A 20,971-nucleotide genomic window follows, 5' to 3' on the forward strand; every position below is an offset into this window, starting at 1 on the left:
CCAAATAGCTCAACAAAATCGGTTAAACCAAGCCGGTTAAAACAATTCGGTTAAAAAAGCCAGCTCAAATAAGGTTGTACCATGCTCGCATTCATTATCTTTATCGTGACTTTGGTTTTGGTGGTATGGCAGCCTAAAGGCTTGGGCATTGGTTGGAGCGCGCTGGGCGGAGCCTTGGTCGCCTTGGCTTTTGGTGTGGTGCAGTTATCCGATGTCGGTATTGTATGGGACATCGTTTGGGATGCGACTTTTACCTTCGTGGCGCTAATTATCATCTCGCTTATCTTAGATAGAGCGGGATTTTTTGGTTGGGCGGCGCTTCATGTGGCGAGCCTGGGCAATGGGCAGGGACGGTTGTTGTTTCCCATGATTGTGATATTGGGCGCTTTTATCTCCGCGTTTTTTGCCAATGATGGCGCTGCATTACTTCTAACACCGATTGTCATCGCTATCTTGCTCCGGCTGAAGTTTTCACCGCCGTCGGCATTGGCTTTTATCATAGCGACGGGCTTTATCGCTGATACCGCAAGTTTGCCGTTAGTGACTTCTAATCTGGTTAATATCGTCAGCGCCAATTATTTTGATATCGGCTTTGGACGTTATGCGGCGGTCATGGTGCCAGTCAATATTGTCTCTGTCATCGCAACATTAGCAGTGCTGTGGGTAGTCTATGCGCGCCAAATTCCAACGCACTATTCTATTGCCAATCTTAGCGCACCAGAGTCTGCTATCGAAGATCCGCTGGTGTTTAAAGCCGCTTTTCCGCTACTTGCTTTGTTATTGGTTGCTTATTTTGCCACCGAGTCATTAGGTGTGCCCATTTCCCTCGTCACGGGAGCAGCGGCATTGGTATTAATGGCAATCGCAGGCCGCTGGTGGCAAGGCGGGCGAGATGCGGTTGTTTCTGTATCTGACGTCGTACGTAAAGCGCCTTGGCAAATCGTCTTGTTTTCAATCGGTATGTACTTGGTGGTGTATGGCTTGGGTAACGCAGGACTGACGGCTTATGGTGCTCAAATACTCAATTGGTTAGGGCAGCAAGGCAATGTCATCGCCACAGTAGGCACGGGATTTCTTTCAGCGATTGTGGCCTCTATCATGAACAATATGCCATCCACCTTGGTAGGCGCATTGGCTATCGATAGCGCGCAAGTACCCGCAGCGACTCGCGAGCTGATGGTTTATGCCAATGTGATTGGCAATGATCTGGGGCCGAAGTTTACGCCCATTGGCAGTCTTGCGACCTTATTATGGCTGCATGTCTTAGCAGAAAAGGACTATAAAATCAGCTGGGGGCAGTATATGAAAATCGGCCTGTTCATTACGCCGCCAGTATTATTAGCCACGCTGTTAGCTTTGGTGTTTTGGTTGCATCATGTCTCTGGGGTTTAAAAGGCATTTATATGGGTTATCAATTCCGGGTGGAAGTCCTATTATTAGAATTGGTTTTACGCTGACATATATCGAAGTCATCGGTTATAATAGCCGCGTATTTTACCTTTTTTAGCCTTTAATTTTTTCAAGACGATACGTTTATTCTGTCAAGGATTTATGATGAGTGATCAGCAAGCACAAAAGCAAGCCGCAGCCAGAGCTGCTCTAAGTTATATCGAAGATGACATGATACTTGGCGTAGGGACAGGTAGTACGGTAAACTGCCTGATTGAGCTATTGCCGCAGGTCAAGCTTGCTGGCGCCGTTGCCAGCTCACAGGTGACAGAAGACAAATTGCGTGCTTTGGGTATCGAGATTGTCGATCTAAACTTTGCCGGCCAGCTTGATGTCTATATCGATGGTGCTGATGAAGTTAATGCCCATCTGCAACTCATCAAAGGCGGCGGCGGCGCGCTGACGCGTGAAAAAATCGTCGCTGCAGCGTCCAATAAATTCGTCTGTATGGTTGATGAGAGTAAGAGTGTCGATATTCTAGGTCGCGCATTCCCAGTCCCAATCGAAGTCTTGCCGCAAGCGCGCTCCTATGTGGCACGTCAGCTAGCACAAATGGGCGGTGAGCCAGTCTACCGTGAGGACTTTGTCACTGATTATGGCAATGTCATTCTCGACACTTATGACCTAGATGTCAGCAATCCTATAGCGCTTGAAAAAGAGCTAAATAATATCGTTGGGGTTGTATGTAATGGCATCTTTGCCGCTAATCAAGCCGATGTTTTGCTAAAAGCGAGTAGTAATGGGGTTGAAACGATAACGCGTTAATAGGCGTCAATGTCTATCGTTAAACTTTTGAAGCTTGAAACTAAGAACTTAAAACTAAGAAAAGGCAGACTACTATAAGTAATCTGCCTTTTTGCTATCTGTTTTAAAAATATGTGCTTTTAAACGAATCGATTATCGATCAGCTAAACCGATAGTTTAATCTTATCCTTGAGCAAAAACTCCATCAGGGCCTTTTGCGCATGTAAGCGGTTTTCGGCTTCGTCCCAGACCACGGAGCGCGGATCATCAAGCATGTCGTGAGAGATTTCTTCGCCGCGGTGCGCAGGCAAGCAGTGCATAAAGACAACATCTGGGTCGGCTTTATCAAGCAGTGAGGGCGTCACTTGATAGGGTGCAAAGCGGCGCGCGCGAGTGTTTTGCTCAGACTCTTGCCCCATACTGGCCCAGACGTCGGTGACGATAAGGTGCGAGTCTTTTGCTGCATCTTGCACATCTTCGACTAGGTTGACGCAATGCGAGAAACGCTCCATCAGCTTAGGATCAGGCTCAAAGCCATAAGGCGCAGCCACGCGTAGCTCAAAGCCGAACTGACTCGCCGCTTGCATGTAAGAGGCGCACATATTGTTGCCATCGCCAACCCAAGTGACGGTTTTGTTCTCAATACTGCCGCGATGCTCATAGAAGGTTTGCATATCAGCGAGGAGCTGACAGGGGTGAAAGTCGTCCGTCAAAGCGTTGATAATCGGCACACTAGAGTACTCAGCAAAGGTCTCGACTTTTTCGTGACCAAAGGTGCGAATCATGATGATATCGACCATGCTTGAGATGACGCGTGCAGAGTCCTCTAGCGGCTCACCGCGGCCAAGCTGGGTATCATTGGGTGATAAAAAGATGGCGCTACCGCCAAATTGTCCCATGCCTGTCTCAAACGAGATACGCGTACGGGTAGAGGACTTCTCAAATATCATGCCAAGCGTCCGGCCAACAAAAGGCTGATAGACCTCGCCTGCATGTTGCATCTTACGTAATTCGCTTGCGCGTTTGATAAGGGTTTCTAGTTCTTGTTGGGTTAAATCAGATAAAGTCAAAAAATGGCGCAAACTCATAGTAGTCCTAGCAGTCGATCGCAGTCAGTGAAACGTTATCAGTCGTATACAGCAGCGCTCAACGCGCACACTGGGGTGACAACAAACTTTTAGTATAGCGCAATTAGGCCCAATGTAAACGGCCAATTTTCTCAAGTCAGCACCCTTTTATACGGCTGCGGTATTACTTGCTATAGATGCCCGATGCCATCTGTGCGCGTAGACTGGCTAATGACATAAAACCCTTTACCAGTCAGGATGCCAAACCTGTCAGTGATTTAAGTTTAGGTATTTAGTGAGCGGCTATACGGGCTGGGCGCGTGCTCAGGCGACATAATAGCTCATAGCTGATCGTCCCAGCGTGACTTGCGACTTCATCGACGTGCGGCGCCTCACCCCATAAGATGACTTTGCTGTTTAAGGCGGTGCCTGCTGGCATCGCGCTGACATCGATAACGATCATATCCATGGCCACGCGTCCAAGCACGGCACAGCGATAGCGCTGCTGATCTACGGCATTGATGACGGTCACATAGGCGTCACTGCTGATGACGCGAGGGTAGCCGTCACCGTAGCCGATACTGACGAGGGCGGTTTTGGTATCGTGCGGTGCTGACCATAAGCTGCCATAGCCGACGGCATCATTGGCGCTGACTGTCTGCAAGGCGATGATTTGGGCGCAAAGCTCCATTGCAGGCTGCAAGTCTAACGTAGCTGCACTTTGGTCGACGACCGGTGAGCTACCATATAAAATAATACCAGGGCGTACCCAGTCATGATGATGCTCTGCAAAATTGACGATACCTGCTGAGTTACACAACGAGCCTTTTACTTCATCGCTGACGGTTTCTTTTAAGGTTTGCAGCATCTCATTAAAGCGCTGAATTTGTAGCGCATTTAGCGGGTGGCTGCTGTCATCGGCATTGGCAAAATGCGTGGTTAAAATCAGCTGATAGCCGCCTGCATGTAGCCGCGCCGCCGCATCGATAACGCCTTTGGCATCAAACCCTAAGCGATTCATACCGGTATTGTATTTTAGCCAAACCACGCGCGTGGCACTGCTGGCAGGTGGGATGTTGTCTAGCGCCCACATCAGCTGCGGCTGATGATGAATCACGCAGCTGATATCTTGGGCAATGGCGGTCTGCCATTCATCAGCGGTAAAGGCGCCTTCAATGAGCCCAATGGTTTTATGCCAGCCCAATTGCCGTGCCTCTAGAGCCTCTGCCAAAGTAGCCACACCGATGCCGTCGGCTTGCTGAAGGGCGGGCAGTACCGCCGCCACGCCATGACCATAGGCATTGGACTTGACCATGGCGAGTACTTTAGCATTTGGGGCCAGGTTTTTTACTTGGTATAAGTTATGAGTGAGGGCTTTTGGTTTGATAGTAATGGTACGCATAATAGGCTTCTTTATTGGCAACGTGATTTGATAAATCAACTTGTTTTATGAGCAAATACATCGAGTAAAAAGAGGGTGAAGCAATAAAGCCAATGCGATATCAATGGCGCTGATACCGCATTGGCTAGGGTTCGTGATGATTTGTTTGGGTTTTATTAAATGCTCAATCGTGAGCGTTTGGGGTTATTCATCGTTTTCAAAACTGACACCTTGATAGTACTCAGGCGTTAGGTTGATAAAGCGGGTAAACTGGCCTTCAAAGCCCAAACGTACGGTGCCAATGGGCCCGTTACGCTGTTTACCAATGATGATTTCGGCCACGCCTTTGAGGTCTGAGTTTTCATTATAAACCTCATCACGATAGATGAACATAATCAAATCGGCATCCTGCTCAATTGCCCCTGATTCACGCAAATCCGACATAATAGGGCGTTTGTTTGGGCGGTTTTCCAGACTACGGTTAAGCTGTGATAAGGCGATGACCGGACACTGAAGCTCACGTGCGAGCGCCTTTAGACTACGAGAGATCTCAGAGATTTCGCCCACACGGTTACCATCAAGGCTAGGGACTTTCATCAGCTGTAAATAATCGACCACGATAGCGCCTAGCTTGCCATCATGGTTTTTGGCGATGCGCCGGCAGCGTGAGCGCATCTCAGAGGGCGGTAGCGCCGTACTGTCATCGATGTACAGATGCTTGGATTGTAGATGCTGAATGGCGTTCATCATTTTCGCCCATTCGTCTTCATTCATCTGGCCTGAGCGCAGGTGCGTTTGGTTGATCGCCCCCCAAGAGGATAGCAGACGCATGACGATAGACTCAGCGGGCATCTCCATAGAAAACACCACCACTGGCAGGTCTTCATTAAACAATACACCTTCTGCTAAGTTCATGGCAAAGGTGGTTTTACCCATAGATGGACGGGCGGCGACGATGATTAAGTCGCCAGATTGCAAGCCTTGCGTTTTATTGTTCAACTCTGCAAAGGGTGTTTGTAAGCCAATCATGCCATCGGGGTTGGATTTTAGCTCTTGAATTTGGTCGATGACATTGGTCAGCACCGAGGTAATACCGACAGGCCCACGCTGCTCGGCGCGTTTATTATGCTGCTCATTGATGCTAAATATCTTACTCTCGACATTGTCTAAAATATCACTGACCGTTTGGTCTTTTGGATTATATGCCAGTGCCAGCATATCGTTACCAGTGGTAATCAGCTGGCGTAAGGTAGAGAGCTCACGCACGCGCTGCGCATAGGCAGTGAGGTTGAATAAGGTCGCTGGGCTTTGACTCAAAATATCTGCCAAATAGCTGTCGCCGCCTGCACTTTTTAGGAGTTTTTGTGCCTCTAGCCAGTCATGGACCATCACAGTGTCATAAGGCTCGCCAACGGCCGCTAAATGGGCAATCGCATCAAAAATGTATTGATGCCGACCTGCATAAAAGTCGTCTTTGGTGACGATATCGGCAATCTTGTCGTACGCCTCTTCAATACTCATCAAAGAGGCCAGTAGCGCCTTTTCGATATCGATATTATGCGGCGGTGTCTGATTGAGTAAGTCGTCGGATTTGTCGTTGTCTGCCATGAGTGCCTAATGTGTCAAGAGTCGGTATAAATATGCTATAAAAAAGGTATGGATGGGTATGTGGTAAGGTTTTTATTTTAGTAATAGTGCAGCAAAACGACGCAACAAAACAAAGCCGACGCACGGTTATGCTAGAGGTACCAAATGTGGTCTCAATGCTTGCTAGTAAATGCTACAATGAAAGGCGAAAGTTTAACACATTCTGCCCTTTTTTCGGACGTTATAAATAATTATCTGTAAAAACACCGTCTTTGATGAGCGAGAATGTTTAAGATTAGACTTAACGAGGAAATCTAATTTTTTTAATAAAAAATATAATTAAATCAAAATGTTAATGTAAATATAGGATAGTTTTCACTATGCAAAAAAAATTGCCGCTATTAATCACCACCGGTGAACCTGCTGGTATCGGTATGGATATCGTGCTGATGCTGGCAGCTGAGGGTAAGCTACAAGACTTTGCGCGTCCTATATGGGTCACTGCCGATCATACCGCGCTGCAAAAGCGTGCTGATATGTTGCTGGCAGCGGGCGTACTACGAAGCTGTCCGCGCTGGCAAACTGTCGATTTAGACATAGCAGTTGATAATTTCTTAGAGCAGATGCCACAGAAGATGCATATGAATACTCATGATGGCCATGCGTTTATTTTGTTAAATACGCCTTGTGCTCAATCCGTCGTTTGTGGACAAATTAATACGCGCAATTCGGCCATGGTCGCCCAGCAATTAGAGATTGCCCATCAATTGGCCACCTACAAAGCCATCGCGGCCATTATCACAGGACCATTACAAAAGTCAGCACTGATCGATGCCGATATCAGATTGCCAGATGGCACTATGTTTAGCGGTCATACTGAGTTTTTTATGCAGCAAAGCGGCTGCGACAAAGTGGTAATGATGCTCGCCAATCAAGCCATGAAAGTCGCGCTTGTCACCACGCATTTGGCCTTAAAGGATATCCCTGCTGCCATCACCGCTAATAATGTACGGCAAACGGTACAAATCGTCATCGATGATATGCAAGAAAAATTTGGTCTGATGCAGCCACGTATATTGGTCTGCGGTCTAAACCCACATGCAGGTGAGGGCGGACATTTGGGAGTGGAGGAGATGGAGATTATCAATCCCGTATTGCGTGAGTTTATCGCTGCCGGGGTCAATATCTCTGAGGCGATGCCAGCGGATACGCTGTTTACCCCCAGACACTTAGCAAACTGCGATGCAGTCATCGCCATGTATCACGATCAAGGCCTACCAGTGCTCAAATCGCATGGATTTGGCGATACAGTCAATTTAACCTTGGGGCTGCCTTATATACGCACGTCAGTGGATCATGGCACGGCGTTAGACCTAGCAGGGAGCGGCGGTGCCAGTGCTACCAGTCTGTATCAAGCATTAAATATGGCTAATGAGATGGCAGACAGATCCATTGTTAGTGGAACTATTGTATAAGTTGCTGTCTTATCTAGATTTGTTAGGCATTATGGGATAAGTTTAGGGCGTGTTGAACATTCGCAAATAGGCACTGCTGATCGCTAAAATTGTTCCAGACAAGGCACAAAGCGACGATAATGCAGATGCCTTAGCGAGATTTGTAACGCAGTATGGGGCAATTTTAGCATCAGCCCGCAGGGACAGGACTCTTTTTTGCCGCTTCATCGTTAAAAATAAGCGCTTAGAATGACTAAACTTATTATTTTTAACATCGAATCGCCTAAAAAATAGTCGCTGTCAGTGCCATGGTCGAATGTTCAACACGCCCTAATGTCAGCTATGTCTATTTATAAGTTATCAAGCATGACCTGATATAATTGGTTCCATTATACCGGTCTGTTTTAAGTGGTCTATTAATAGGTTTGAAGGGTGAAATGGCTGGTTCCCTTGGGGTATACCTTTTAAACAATAACTGTTTTATTCATCAATCATTGAAAAAAATTGTTGAAACTCCATACGTGCAGAAATGCTCCTAAAATCCTGATCGTTAATAATTTGTTCTTTACTAGGTAAATAGCCTGTTTGTTCAGATAGTTTTAAGTACTTGATCGCTTCTTCAACATCATTTTCTAACCCAGCTATACACGCCCTGTTATATGACATCTCGCCCAAAAATTCAGGATATTCCGCTAAAAATTCGTAGAATTTTTCTTTTGCTGCAGCTAGTTGATCGTTAAATTGCTGTTTATCCGCCTGATAGTGTCGAACATACATACTTAAGATGCTTTTAGCAGTGCCAGCTCTTGGGTTTATTAACAATGCTTGGTACAACGTTTTTTTGGCAATCTCATAATATTGCCCTGCTTGTTTTGAGTCTGTGTAGCTAACAATATCTGCAAACGTACCTGCGTTTAAGCCACCATTGAACATTAGGTGTGACAGTCCTTTGATAATCGGCACTTTTAACTGTTTCTCAAATTTTAATACTGGTGAATCGCGCTGCAATAGTTCATCACCACATTTTTCCCTGCTGATTATTAATAAGTCTGTTAATTCTGACAACCAGCGTAGATAGATTGCCATGCATTTATCTTTATCAGCAAACTCGTTTTTAAGATAAATATCTAATAGACGTAGCGTATATTCTGTATAGCAAGTAATTGCATAGTTAAGTTTATGATCAAAAGAGTTAATACCATCAATCGCCATCATGGTGCTATAGGAATTAATCGCAACTTGCCAATGATTCATGATAGCTAGTAAATACTGCTGACAAAAGCGCGGCTCATCACTATTATCATCTTTCTTTATAAGCAGAGTGGCGGTACTATCGGCAAGATTGGCTAATCGGTATAGGTTATTGCATATTAGTAATTTGATTTGGTCGGGTTCATCATCAGTGAGTAATGCTTGCCTAGCGTAATTCACGCCTTGCTGATAATAAATGATGGCATCAAGTTGCGCCTGATATCTTTCATCTTGGTCGCTAAAACGTAAATTATTAACGGCACCTGCTTTAGCAAAATATTGTTGCCCCAAGATAATCGCATTATTTTTTTCAGCAAATTCTGCGTTTAATTGTTGTAGTTGCGTTGGAGTAACAGGTCTGATTTCAAACCACGGTTTTTTGAGTAAGGCGTTTAATTGAACTAACTCAGACATGTTTTGATAACGACCTGAACTGTAATCATTTAGTTCAATATAAATTGATTCATTCCCCTCAAAATAATGGATATAACCTACGTTCTTAAGAAGATTATCTACGGCTTGGGGTTGATTGCTTAATTCAGAGAGCTCACCTTTCGGGCAGTAATCTTCTAGACACGCCACAAACTCTGCCATCATTTCATCGCCGTTAAAGGCTAAATAATTATTATTAAAAGGAGTAATGGTTTGCCCATAGACTTGTCCAAAGTATTTTTGGGCGTCGTTTATCCAAACCGCATATAAATCTGTTTCCTCATCAAGAAGTGCAATCATGTCGTATTGATTAATACCTGATACCATCATAAATTCGACAATGTCTTCGTCAGTTAATGGCAGGGTCAATAGTTGCTCGAAGGACTCTAGGGTTTCACCTGTTTTTTTCTCATAGAAATCTTCAAGCTTTTGAATCACATCGTCCGAGCCATATCCTGCGAAGATATCAAATGAGCTAAATGTTTCGCCATGTTGTATGTTTTGTTCAACTGCCTGATACTCACGATAAGTGTCACTTAATAGTTCTTTGAGTCTATTTTGTGCTTGTTCTTTGCTATCAAAAATTTCATCAATCGTGATGCTATCGGGTTTTTCCGTAAAAAAATAATTGTCGTAAGGATAAGAGATTGCACGGATGGCGTATTTTTGGCTCATAGATTGATTCCAATATTATTTGATTGTTGTAAGCTTAGAACGGCTTACTTTAATAGAGAATACCCCATATTCTGTGTCACTTTTCAGAAAGTACACTGTGGAGTACACTGCAATTATTTAGATAACTCGAACCATTGCTATCACTATCCCATAGCCTAGTGTTCAAGTCCTCACTAGGGTACCGCCCTTATTCACATTATGGTTCTTATGTTAGATGGTTCGAGAACAAAAAGCTGCCGTGTTGATTGTGCTAGATTGTACATGGTTTATAGATAAAATATCTCAAAAACACGCCCTAATTATGAGCTGTGTTATAATTTACCATTATAACGCCAGCACATTGCTACCATCTCTCATTTATCTTTTATCCATTAAGACCTTTTTATGTCCAAAACTACTTTTGATGCTCAAAGCCTTGCTTCCAGTCTACGCACTGCCAAACACCAACCGCGCAAACGCTTTGGTCAAAACTTCTTGCATGATACCAGTGTTATCCGTCAGATTGTCGATAGCATCTGTCTGGAGCGCGATGATAATTTGATTGAGATTGGACCTGGTATGGGCGCGCTGACTGAGCCGCTATTGGCAGAAGTCGATGCGATGACGGTGGTGGAGTTGGATCGTGATTTGGCAGATAGCCTGCGTATCCGTATCGGTGCCAACAGCCATCCGAACTTTACTATCATCAAAGACAATGCCATGCACGTCGATTATCGCGAGCTGTATAGTGCTGAGCGTGGTAAGCTACGGGTGGTGGGCAACCTTCCTTATAACATCTCCACACCGATACTTTTTCATCTGCTTAGCTTTGCAGATGTCATTCAAGACATGCATTTTATGCTGCAAAAAGAAGTGGTTGAGCGTATCACCGCGGATGTCGGTAGCAAGACCTATGGCCGTCTATCGGTCATCATGCAGTATCACTGTGATACCGATTATCTACTGACAGTGCCACGCGGTGCGTTTAATCCACCACCTAAAGTCACCAGCGCCGTGTTTCGCTTGACCCCGCATATCGACAAGCCAGTGGTGGCAGAAGATGAAGAGTATTTTGCTATCGTCGTTCGTGAGACTTTCAATCATCGCCGGAAGACATTGCGCGCTATCTTTAAAAATTCGACTTTGTTGCCGACGCTAAGCGAAGCGGACTTTGCTGCCTGTGCCATCGATCCGCAAGCCAGACCTGAGACGCTGAGTGTCCAAGACTTTGTCGCGCTAAGCAATCACTCGCGACATTTGCTTGTATAGCAAGCCTACTGTTTGTTGGTTATGATTTTATAGATTGATTTATTGAGGGTTTATGGGGTTTCGTCATCAGTATGTCATCGGCGATTTGCAAGGTTGTTATGCCGCTTATCGTCAATTACTCAACACGTTAGCATTTGACCCGACCCAAGACAAACTGTGGTTTGCAGGTGACTTGGTCGCGCGCGGTGAGGATTCGTTAAGCACGCTGCGCCATGTCAAGTCGCTGTGTGAGCAGGGCGCAGCGGCGACCGTGCTAGGCAATCATGATATCAACTTGATTGCGGTCTGGCGCGGCGCGGCAAAGCTCAAAAATAAAGACAAGACCGCGCCGATTTTTGCTGCTGAAGATTGTGATGAGTTGCTAGAGTGGCTGCGTCATCAGCCAGTATTGGCTTATCCTGATGAATATACGGTATTGGTGCATGCGGGTGTGCCGCCGCATTGGAGCATCGAGGCTGCGTCTGATTACGCGCGGCAGTTAGAAGCGGCGCTGCAAAGCAGTTTGCCGCAGCTGGATGCGCTATTGCCCAACCTATATAGCAAGACAGCTGATAAGTGGCATGCACAGATAAGCGGCTATACTAAGCTGCGTGCGATTGCTAATTACTTCACACGTATGCGCCTATGCAAACAAGATGGAACCTTAGAGTTTGACTTTAATGCAGGGCTGCAAGAGCCAATGCCTGATGACTTCGCGCCGTGGTTTGAATGGCAAGTACCGCGTACGCGTAAGATACTCTTTGGTCATTGGGCGGCGCTCAAAGCCGAGGTGGATCTGCCACATGCACGTGCGCTAGACGGTGGCTGCGTATGGGGCAATCATCTACTGGCTTATCGTTTGAGCGATGGTAAGGTTGTTACCTCAAGCGCCCACTGCCCGAGCTTGTGACGAGATGATAGTTAATTTCGTTTTGGGTGTCTGTTAATAGGCTTGAAGAGAGTAATGGCTGTTTTCAATGGGGTATTGCACTATGTAGTGCGCGGTGCAAACATGATAATAGCCATGCCTAGCAGTGCCACTGATGTGCCTAAGATGTCCCACGCCGTTGGTTGAATACCATCGACAGCCCATAACCATAGAATTGCAATCGTTACATACACACCACCGTAAGCCGCATAAACCTTACCAACGGCGGTTGGATGTAAAGTTAGCAGCCAAACAAAGGCGGTCAAACTAAGGGCGCTGGGAACAAGCAGCCATATTGACTTACCTTCTCTTAGCCATAAATATGGCAAGTAGCAACCTACAATCTCTGCTAGTGCAGTAATGGCAAAAAGCCCAACAGTTTTTAATTCAGACAAAATTATTCCTTTGATTATTAATAATGTAGCGTCTAAACAATACGGCTGATGTCTCTACTGATGACAAGAATTATCAGCAAGAGCATTTAATATTCCACAGGATACCGCGGGTGCGCTAGATAGGCATTTTTTTCGCAAATCCATTAGATGCTGCTTTAACTGCATCAACTCTTCAATACGAACTTCTACCGCCTCAATATGCTCATCTAACAAGGCATCTACATTGCCGCAGTCTCTGTCAGGCTCATCCCAGTACTGCAATAACACCCGTACTTCATCCAACGTCATATCAAGCGTACGACAGTGCAGGATAAACTGTAGACGCTCGATGTGCGTGTCATTATATAAACGATAATTGCCTGCACTACGTGAAGGCTCAGGTAATAATCCTTCCTTCTCATAGTAACGAATGGTTTCTACTGTCGCGCCTGTGCGTTTAGCGAGTTCTCCGATTTTAATCAGCATAACTGCCTCTTGAGCATTAAACATTAAAGTAACTATAAAGTTTAATGACTAATAAATCAATGCTATGACGTTAAAGACGAAGTACCTTGACTCTGAAGCCACTATAGGGTTCATAATAGGTTTATTAAAAAATGCTTATAGCAGTACAAGTTATCAGGACAACGCATTAGGAAAAATAACTATGCAATATCATATCGAAGGTATGGACTGTGCCAGCTGCGTCGGTAAAATTGAAACGGCGCTCGCTCGTATGCCTGACATCTCTGATGTACAGCTTAACTTTGCCACCGAAAAGTTAACGCTAACACTGGCTCCTGATGGAGAGACGCAATTTAGTGACATCGAAAAAACCATTAAGCGCCTCGGGTTTGGTATATCTGCCATAACGGATAAATCAACCGCAGCAAATAGTAGCCGTCAGTCCGCTACAGAGCAGCCACGTTGGTGGCAAAGCCGCAAAGGTAAGCGAGTCATTGGTCTTGGTGTTTTGATGAGCGCCGCTTACGCGCTATCAGTGGTTTTTTCTGATTATGGCATGTGGGCATTTGCTATTGCCGTCATTGTGGGCGTGTCTCCTTTTGCTCGTAAAGCCTTTGCCTTAGCGTCGACCGGCACGCCTTTTTCGATTGAGATGCTGATGTCTATTGCGGCAATTGGTGCGCTTATTATTGGTGAGCCTGCAGAGGCAGCAGCAGTGGTATTCTTATTTTCAGTCGGCGAGCTGCTAGAGAGCGTGGCTGCTGATCGCGCGCGTGCTGGCATTAGGGCTTTGGCGGCACTGGTGCCAAAGACTGCGATTTTACTTGACGCACAAGGTGGGCAGCGCGATGTACCGGCATCTTCATTACAAGTCGATGATTTGGTGCTGGTACGTCCGGGCGATAAGGTATCTGCTGACGGCATTATTACTCAGGGCGCATCTAGCCTTGATGAATCGCCCATCACCGGCGAGTCTATCCCCGTTGCCAAGACAATAGGCGACAAGGTGTTTGCAGGCGCCATCAATATAGAGGGCGCGCTGCACATACGCGTAGAAAAAACAGCCGCTGACAATACCATTGCACGAATCATTGAGCTAGTGGAGCAGGCACAAGCCTCCAAAGCGCCCACTGCGCGTTTTATTGAAAAGTTTAGCCGTTACTACACGCCAGCAGTGATGGCGATTGCCGCTTTGGTTATCGTTGTCCCGCCGTTAGTGATGGGCGGGGAGTGGGCAACTTGGTTATATCGCGGTTTGGCATTATTGCTCATCGCCTGTCCTTGCGCCCTTGTCCTATCCACACCGGCCGCTATCGCCTCGGGTCTGGCTGTTGGGACGCGCCGCGGCCTGCTAATCAAAGGTGGGAGCGCGTTAGAAACCATTGGTCGCGTCAATACGGTTGCTTTTGACAAGACAGGTACGTTAACGGAAGGCAAGCCCCGCGTGACCGACGTTATCACCTTTGCCCAGCAGTATATGGATGCTCAAGATGAAAATGCGATATTAGCGCTGTTTGCCAGTGTTGAGTCCGCCTTTAACCATCCGCTTGCAAAAGCCATCATCGATCACGCCAAAACGGCCAATATTGCCATACCAGTAGCGTCTAAGGCTCACGCGACTGCAGGTAAAGCTGTGCATGCGACGGTAGCTGCGCGCTCTTTAACCATCGGCTCTCCTGTATATGCCGCCGACCAAACCTCAATAACCGCCAAACAAAATGCCCAAATCGAAGCGTTACAAAACGAAGGAAAAACGGTGTCGGTACTGTTCGATGAGCAAAGCCGTGAGGTGCTCGGGCTAATCGCGCTACGAGATGAGTTGCGGGACGATGCCAAAGAAGGCGTAGCACAGCTTCATACAATGGGGGTTCGCTCCATGATGCTGACGGGCGACAACCGCCTTACTGCTCAAGCGCTTGCTAGTCATCTAGATATAGAGTGGCAAGCTGAGCTGTTGCCCGAAGATAAGCTGCGTTTGATAGACGAGATGAAGACTAAAGCCCAAATAGCGATGGTTGGTGATGGTATCAATGATGCGCCAGCGTTAGCGACTGCCGATGTCGGTATCGCGATGGGCGGTGGTACTGATGTCGCCATTGAAACGGCTGACGTCGCTTTATTAAAAAGTCGCGTGACCGACGTCGCTCATCTGATTGCATTGTCGCGTGCAACCTTATCTAATATTCATCAAAACGTGATTTTTGCGCTGGGCCTCAAAGCAGTGTTTTTAATCACCACGGTACTCGGTATCACTGGTTTATGGATCGCGGTATTGGCTGATACTGGCGCAACCGTGCTGGTTACACTTAATGCTTTGCGTTTAATGCGTTTTAAAAACGTCCATTAGCAAACGCCCTTAACACAACGAGATATTGAATACCTGTAATGCTTAGAGCGTGTCCTTACTTCAATAGATAATCATCTAAATGGGTTAAAGATGGCTAACTCTGGTCAAACGCTGTCAATTAGCTGACTAATAGCTCGATATTCTCTGCGCTGTGTTCGTTGTTTGATAAAAATGTTTGATAAAAATGTCTAATCATAATGTTTGGCTGCCATTCATCTCATTTTTATCACCATTTTTAAAATAAAGACACGCTCTATATAAACCCAGTTCGGAATAAGCAAAGTGCCCGTATTAACTGGGCAGTTTTGGTGGTTTTTTGGGTTTTGGCAGTGGCGTTTTGGCATCGCCTGCAGGCTTGCTATCAGGGGCGCTCATGCCTTGGTCAGCACTATTTTGGTCAGTACGATGGCGCTGGTTTTGCGTGCTACTATCAGCTGAAAGATTGTTGGTTTTGCCGTATTGAATATCATTGGCGTACGGCACACTGTTTAGCTCTTCATCGACGAGGCCGTCATCTAAGTCGATGACTTTTTTTGGCGGTGCATGCGGCTGTATATGATCGCCTTTTGGTTGATTGGCGTAGTATATGTCGGTGCTGGTCTGCGCATTTTGTGCCCCTGCCTGTTTGGACTCAGGTAGTATTCTGACATCGGATAGGCGGCGTACCACATAGTTACTTGGAAGGGGTTTACCGCTTTTTTGTGCCGAGGTGTCATCAAATATCATGTGTCCTTGGCTATCGATACGCGCATATTTCATGGGCTTGTCACGCGGCCAAAAAAAGTCAGAAGGATGACTGATAATGTGACCAAACACCAATTTGGTCAAACGACCCCATTCAAAGAAACGTACTTCTTTGGAGCGTAGCGCGACAAACAGCGCCAGAGAAAAACTGACCATCAGGTTGACGATGCCAATTAGCGCCACTCCTAGAATCGACAATAAAATCACGCTCCAGCTGATTTGGTCGGCGGAGATATTAAACAATCCATGCGCTAGGTTGGCTGAGGCAAAGGCGATATGGCGGATATCAATCGGTAGACCAAAGATATAGCCTATCGTCGCGGTACTGCCCAAAAACACACCGAACAAAAAGTTGCCCATGATAGCGCCGAGATTGGCCTCGACAAAGCCGCCCAGCCGCTGGAGCCAAGATTTGGGCAGTACGTATTGCAAGAGTCGATGACGCTGGATACGTGCCCCGACATGGTTATAAACCGCCAAATTATCATAATAGCCTGCAATCAGACCTGATAAGAATAAATAAACCCCAGCGATGGCAGCATGAGGCAGAGCCAATGAGCGAAAAGGATCAAGGTCGTGCAGGAGGTGCTCAGCCTTGGTGGTGTCGATCATCGGTGCGCCTGTGTACTGTAGCCATGCAAACGAGATAATCAAAGCAACTGGGATAGCTAGCATGACGTTACCCATGATAGCGATAAACTGCGTACGCAAAATGTCGACCACCAGCTCTGAGAGCTTGGTCAATTGCCGTGATTTTTTGCCCGAGCTGTCCGATATCGTTGAGGCGATGGCCGCAGCAGTCATGGCCGGCTGCTTGGTGGCGACTGTACCGCGAATGACATGAATGAATACAAAACCCAAGCCATAAATCATACTATTAACAAACGCGCGTCCCATCGGCGCTAAGGCCAATTGATAGGCCAGTATCTTGATGGTAGCCATAAAGGCAATGACAAAACCGCCGATAGAGGCCTTTTTAAACATTTTTTGATAGCCAGCTTTGTCGGTACTGATATAGTGCTCACCGACGCGGCTGGCGTTTTCTGTGACTTTGCGCGATAGCAGTTTGGTATTATTGTCAATCAAATAGCCAATACTATAGCGGCGATTGGCCGTGGTAATCAGCGTCTGCACCAGCTCAATCACCGCATGATCTCGCTTTTGATGATCATCGGTCAAAAGCTCGGTCAAGATGCGCATGCGCTGCAGGCTTTGATCAAGGCGCAGCATCATGTTGGTCAGACGAATAGAGATACCTGTTTTATAAATGCGCTTACGTACGGTGGCGACGATGCCTTCGCACTGTTCAAGCATGACCAGCAAGGGCGCTGGGTCTACGGCTTTTTCGGGTGTGATGTCTGTCAGCGTATCTAGCTCGTGGGCTTGGCGATACTGATTGACAAACAGCACGGCTTCTTGGTTTTGGGCGACAAAAGACGCAGAGTAGTTGAGTATCTGAGGGTACGACTCCATCAGATCGGGGTGCAAGCCAATGCCGCTAATGCGGTACGATAAGATAATAATGGCGTTTAATATATTGTTTTTGGCGGTAGCGACTAGGTCCAGATGCTGCTCATTGACTTTTAATAGCGCGACCAGCGCATCCCACTTGTCGCGCTCGATGTTGGCCAGCCAGCGTTCATCAGAGCGCTTATTAAATAAATAACCCACCAGTTCAACGGCGGAGTCTTCTTGCGGCAATAAAGGCAAAAACCGATGCCCAATCAGCCGGCGCAGACTGTTAAAAAACCCTTGATCCGACATGATGCCTGTGTCGGTGTATAGCGCAATTTGTCGATACTCGATAATGAGCTTTAACACAAAGCTGGCCAGCCCATCTGCATACTCTGGATGCTGACGTAGGATGTCGATTAGTGATTGAATGTTTTGATTGGCTAGGGCAGGCTCTCTATCACTGACGCGCAGCTCATTTATCAAGCGCTTGAGCACCACCGGATCGGGCACATCACTGAGCGCAGTAATCTGTTGCAAAATGCGTTTTAGTTCTGACACGTTGCGTCCTTTATTATGAGAGGATTTATCATAAGCGGTTTTTATTATTTCAGAGTTGTCAAAGTTGCTGGGCGACCAACGAGCGGCGCACCATCAGACAAGTATCCTGCGTTATTTTAATCATAACGATAGTTCGGTGGTGAATTATTTTGTTAGCAGTTATTTTTACTAGGGTATGTTGACAATTACCGTAAATGGATAATCGTTGCTGCTAAATAGATATGAGCAGCAAACGACTCATCCGTTTTTTCAGCACGCATGGCAATTTTCTTGAAATCTTTCCATGATGGCGCTTCCTTTTTTCGGTATTGATTTTATATCGTGATTGGCAATACAGCTTATATAAGCCGCCTATGAGTATTGATTATAGCCATGCTGATAATGTTTGTTTATCGAGTATAGCACCTAACTTATGGTAGCTCGCTTATACCAGCTAATAAAAAAGCGCTGACTAAATATCATATCCAGTCAGCGCTTTTTATAAGCTTAGAGGCTATCTTGAATCGCTTTATGCACTGATAGCCGTTATCTCACTAGCGAGTCTTTTCGTCTTATATCTGGCTTCAGCTAACGTCATCTTGTTTTTGGCAACCACAGTCAGCACGCAAGGCTTACTCAAGTAGTCTGTTTTTACAAACAGCATATTACCCGACGTCGCCTCCACGATAGTGATCTCACACTCTCCTTGCTGCATTTGACTAGCAGACGAATCGCTGAGTGCTGAAAGCGTGCTACTCATCGCCGCAAACTTATCTGCTTGATTGCTCAGCTCGTTTATCGAAAAACAACTAATGGGAAAGCCATCAGTGGTACACAAAGTCACGAGCGCAATTTCTCTATTGGCTTCACAAAGCTCTTTGATACAGCTTGAGAGCACCGCTTTTGCTTGGGAATTTTCATTTACCATAATCGTATCTAACATTACTGTTCATTATTAAGAGTATTAAATAGCTGCAATAGACCAATAGCGGACTCTCGGCTTCTAGGGTCGGCATTGATAATAGGCGCGACTACATTATGATGCATGAGCACCGCTCTAACCTCTTGTCCTAGCGCCGCTAGGCTTGCAGGGTCGGCGTCCTCGCAATGGGTGACCCCTACGATACAAGTGGTCTGGTTTTTTTCTGGCGCAAAAAAAGTCAGCAGTTTGTCCAAGTTATTATAGTCAGGGGTGTCGCCATACTTAATCAAAATAAGCAGACCCCACAAAGAGCTATTGACAAACTCCCACAAAAAAGAATAACGCTCTTGACCTGGCACCCCATAAATACCTAATGCCATATCATCGGCTAAAGTAATACGCCCATAATCGATACCGACAGTCGTATATTCTTTGCCTATATCGATACTAGACTTAGCTTCAGTTTCAAGAGGACTTATCTCGCTTAAAGTCTTGACCAGCCGAGTTTTTCCGGCACCTACTTCTCCGATTATCGCTAGCTTCTGATAGTCCACTACTTACCCCATTCCTAGAAATCTTTTAATCGCACCATAAAACCTGCTCGGTTTTTTTGCTGGTATATCTTGTGGTTTGGCCGGCTCTGTCACAGCACTGGGCGCAGGCTCGGTCACCGTCAGTATCCCTAATGACTCAAAATCTTTAATAATGTCAGTGACCTGATCATAAGTCCCAAATTCATCACTCGCGACTAAACTGTCAAAAGGATAAGGGTTTTTGGTCAATTTGACGCAAAGATTCATGATCAGCTGCGGTTGACTGGTCCGATTAAGGTCAGGCCATGCCAGCAGTTTTAGATATTTGCCATCGTAATAATGAGTCGCTATGGCATTGTTATTGCCTAAATTGATAAAATCTTGCAGACGTGCTTTTTGCTCAAACGTAAAAGCATCTAATGTCTGTTGATGGTCTTCAATAAATGTCTTAAAAATAGGGCCTTGATCGATAAAATCAAAGATACTGACCCTCCACTTATCGAAGCTACGCTTCGTCACTTTTTCGTCGACAAACACCCATATATCGTTATGCCTAGGATCAGCCAATACCTTATTCATCAAGTCATCGATCTCGATAGCCGGCCCTTCTAGCACTTGCACGTACTGGCCTCGGCGATAGGATAGAACACCTGTGATTTGCGCGGCTGGATTGCGTTTGCGAGATATCTGTACGATGTTTGACAAACCGGCAGGCAGATTGATACCGCGCTCATTGGCAGTGGTTCTACTGACATACGCAATACATTTCATGTTGCCCTCACTTAAATAAGGCATATAAAGTAGCTTGTTCAATGATGACGATAGCTACTGATAATTAAGGGGTGAGTATCGAGTCATCGCTCTTTAAAGTGGCAGCAATAGCAATGACTCAATAATAAGAAGCGTGATTTTAGCTTATTTATACTTCAAGCTTAGCTTCGATGCCTTGTGCTTTACGGCGCGCCAAAGCTAGATTTGATTTGGCTTTATCGAGTACCAAGTACAAAAACAAACCTTCGTTATGCGCTGATGGGCGAATGATATGAATCTGTGATTCTAGAGTAATCAAGATATCATCGATATCACCTTTGATACCTAATGATTCCATCGTCGCCATTTTGGCTTTGACTACTTGCGAGTTACCGGCAGCAGCAAGCTCTAAATCCACGCCGCCACCAGCCATACCTAGCACCATGCCTGACATATAGTCGACAATACAGGTACCCATAGCGCCATCAACTTGCATTAACTCTTGTAAAGACTGATCGATATTTGACATTTTCTTTCCTCAATTATTTTAAATGGTGAAGCACTTATACTTTATTTTAAAAATAAAGTGATTGTTTGTGCCGTATTTTATCTAAAGTGACTACTGTATATTAATAATAAAACCACACTA

The 20,971-nt window shown here is 45.8% G+C and carries 17 protein-coding genes; 6 read left to right on the forward strand and 11 right to left on the reverse strand.

The window, feature by feature from the left end:
* The first annotated feature begins 81 nt into the window (after positions 1 to 81).
* Positions 82 to 1,392 (forward strand): arsenic transporter, encoded by a 1,311-nt coding sequence (locus ACNFVB_RS06595; protein WP_430736944.1) that lies wholly within the window; start codon positions 82 to 84, stop codon positions 1,390 to 1,392.
* Positions 1,393 to 1,554: 162 nt separating this feature from the next.
* Positions 1,555 to 2,214 carry a ribose-5-phosphate isomerase RpiA gene (rpiA, locus tag ACNFVB_RS06600; protein ID WP_430738480.1) on the forward strand — a complete coding sequence of 220 codons (660 nt, stop codon included), beginning with the start codon at positions 1,555 to 1,557 and terminating at the stop codon, positions 2,212 to 2,214.
* A gap of 143 nt (positions 2,215 to 2,357) precedes the next feature.
* Here the strand turns inward: rpiA and argF are convergent, their stop codons facing one another.
* The 3 genes from argF to dnaB all read right to left on the reverse strand — a co-directional run bounded on the left by argF (position 2,358) and on the right by dnaB (position 6,249).
* Positions 2,358 to 3,281, reverse strand: coding sequence for an ornithine carbamoyltransferase (gene argF, locus ACNFVB_RS06605; protein ID WP_430736945.1), 924 nt, complete (start codon positions 3,279 to 3,281; stop codon positions 2,358 to 2,360).
* A gap of 271 nt (positions 3,282 to 3,552) precedes the next feature.
* Entirely contained in the window at positions 3,553 to 4,662 is a 1,110-nt protein-coding gene (gene alr / locus ACNFVB_RS06610) for an alanine racemase (protein ID WP_430736946.1), read from the reverse strand.
* Positions 4,663 to 4,845: 183 nt separating this feature from the next.
* Entirely contained in the window at positions 4,846 to 6,249 is a 1,404-nt protein-coding gene (gene dnaB, locus ACNFVB_RS06615; protein WP_201587114.1) for a replicative DNA helicase, read from the reverse strand.
* A gap of 359 nt (positions 6,250 to 6,608) precedes the next feature.
* Here dnaB and pdxA point away from each other — a divergent pair, with 359 nt between their 5' ends.
* Complete coding sequence (gene pdxA / locus ACNFVB_RS06620; protein ID WP_430736947.1) at positions 6,609 to 7,703, forward strand: 4-hydroxythreonine-4-phosphate dehydrogenase PdxA; 1,095 nt, start codon at positions 6,609 to 6,611, stop codon at positions 7,701 to 7,703.
* Between the two features lie 459 nt (positions 7,704 to 8,162).
* Here the strand turns inward: pdxA and ACNFVB_RS06625 are convergent, their stop codons facing one another.
* A complete protein-coding gene (locus tag ACNFVB_RS06625) occupies positions 8,163 to 10,040 on the reverse strand; it encodes a TPR end-of-group domain-containing protein (protein WP_288995913.1) in 1,878 nt (625 codons plus the stop codon).
* A 384-nt stretch (positions 10,041 to 10,424) separates the two neighbouring features.
* Between ACNFVB_RS06625 and rsmA the strand changes: the two genes are divergently transcribed.
* Both rsmA and ACNFVB_RS06635 read left to right on the forward strand, forming a co-directional pair.
* Positions 10,425 to 11,288, forward strand: a complete 864-nt coding sequence (gene rsmA, locus ACNFVB_RS06630) for a 16S rRNA (adenine(1518)-N(6)/adenine(1519)-N(6))-dimethyltransferase RsmA (RefSeq protein ID WP_430736948.1) — start codon at positions 10,425 to 10,427, stop codon at positions 11,286 to 11,288.
* Between the two features lie 52 nt (positions 11,289 to 11,340).
* Positions 11,341 to 12,177, forward strand: coding sequence for a symmetrical bis(5'-nucleosyl)-tetraphosphatase (locus tag ACNFVB_RS06635; protein WP_430736949.1), 837 nt, complete (start codon positions 11,341 to 11,343; stop codon positions 12,175 to 12,177).
* A gap of 80 nt (positions 12,178 to 12,257) precedes the next feature.
* On the opposite strand, the gene ACNFVB_RS06640 is transcribed toward ACNFVB_RS06635, so the two are convergent.
* Positions 12,258 to 12,590: a YnfA family protein gene (locus ACNFVB_RS06640; protein ID WP_430736950.1), complete on the reverse strand. Its 333-nt coding sequence runs from the start codon at positions 12,588 to 12,590 to the stop codon at positions 12,258 to 12,260.
* A 54-nt stretch (positions 12,591 to 12,644) separates the two neighbouring features.
* On the reverse strand, positions 12,645 to 13,055 hold the full coding sequence (gene cadR, locus ACNFVB_RS06645) for a Cd(II)/Pb(II)-responsive transcriptional regulator (protein WP_075101032.1): 411 nt from the start codon (positions 13,053 to 13,055) through the stop codon (positions 12,645 to 12,647).
* A gap of 181 nt (positions 13,056 to 13,236) precedes the next feature.
* Between cadR and ACNFVB_RS06650 the strand changes: the two genes are divergently transcribed.
* Positions 13,237 to 15,381, forward strand: a complete 2,145-nt coding sequence (locus tag ACNFVB_RS06650) for a heavy metal translocating P-type ATPase (RefSeq protein WP_430736951.1) — start codon at positions 13,237 to 13,239, stop codon at positions 15,379 to 15,381.
* Positions 15,382 to 15,672: 291 nt separating this feature from the next.
* Here ACNFVB_RS06650 and ACNFVB_RS06655 read toward each other — a convergent pair whose 3' ends face one another.
* From ACNFVB_RS06655 to ACNFVB_RS06675, 5 genes are all read right to left on the reverse strand, one after another.
* A complete protein-coding gene (locus tag ACNFVB_RS06655) occupies positions 15,673 to 18,138 on the reverse strand; it encodes a site-specific recombinase (RefSeq protein ID WP_430736952.1) in 2,466 nt (821 codons plus the stop codon).
* Between the two features lie 508 nt (positions 18,139 to 18,646).
* Positions 18,647 to 19,060 (reverse strand): hypothetical protein, encoded by a 414-nt coding sequence (locus ACNFVB_RS06660; protein ID WP_201559389.1) that lies wholly within the window; start codon positions 19,058 to 19,060, stop codon positions 18,647 to 18,649.
* Positions 19,060 to 19,593: a GTP-binding protein gene (locus ACNFVB_RS06665; RefSeq protein ID WP_298980891.1), complete on the reverse strand. Its 534-nt coding sequence runs from the start codon at positions 19,591 to 19,593 to the stop codon at positions 19,060 to 19,062. The genes ACNFVB_RS06660 and ACNFVB_RS06665 overlap by 1 nt, the downstream gene beginning before the upstream one ends.
* Before the next feature lie 3 nt (positions 19,594 to 19,596).
* Positions 19,597 to 20,343 (reverse strand): BLUF domain-containing protein, encoded by a 747-nt coding sequence (locus ACNFVB_RS06670; protein ID WP_430736953.1) that lies wholly within the window; start codon positions 20,341 to 20,343, stop codon positions 19,597 to 19,599.
* A 148-nt stretch (positions 20,344 to 20,491) separates the two neighbouring features.
* Positions 20,492 to 20,851 carry a hypothetical protein gene (locus ACNFVB_RS06675; protein WP_288998810.1) on the reverse strand — a complete coding sequence of 120 codons (360 nt, stop codon included), beginning with the start codon at positions 20,849 to 20,851 and terminating at the stop codon, positions 20,492 to 20,494.
* Between the last annotated feature and the right edge of the window lie 120 nt (positions 20,852 to 20,971).

Origin of the sequence: Psychrobacter sp. VH5, from assembly GCF_050572635.1 — a bacterium.
Classification (GTDB): domain Bacteria; phylum Pseudomonadota; class Gammaproteobacteria; order Pseudomonadales; family Moraxellaceae; genus Psychrobacter; species Psychrobacter celer.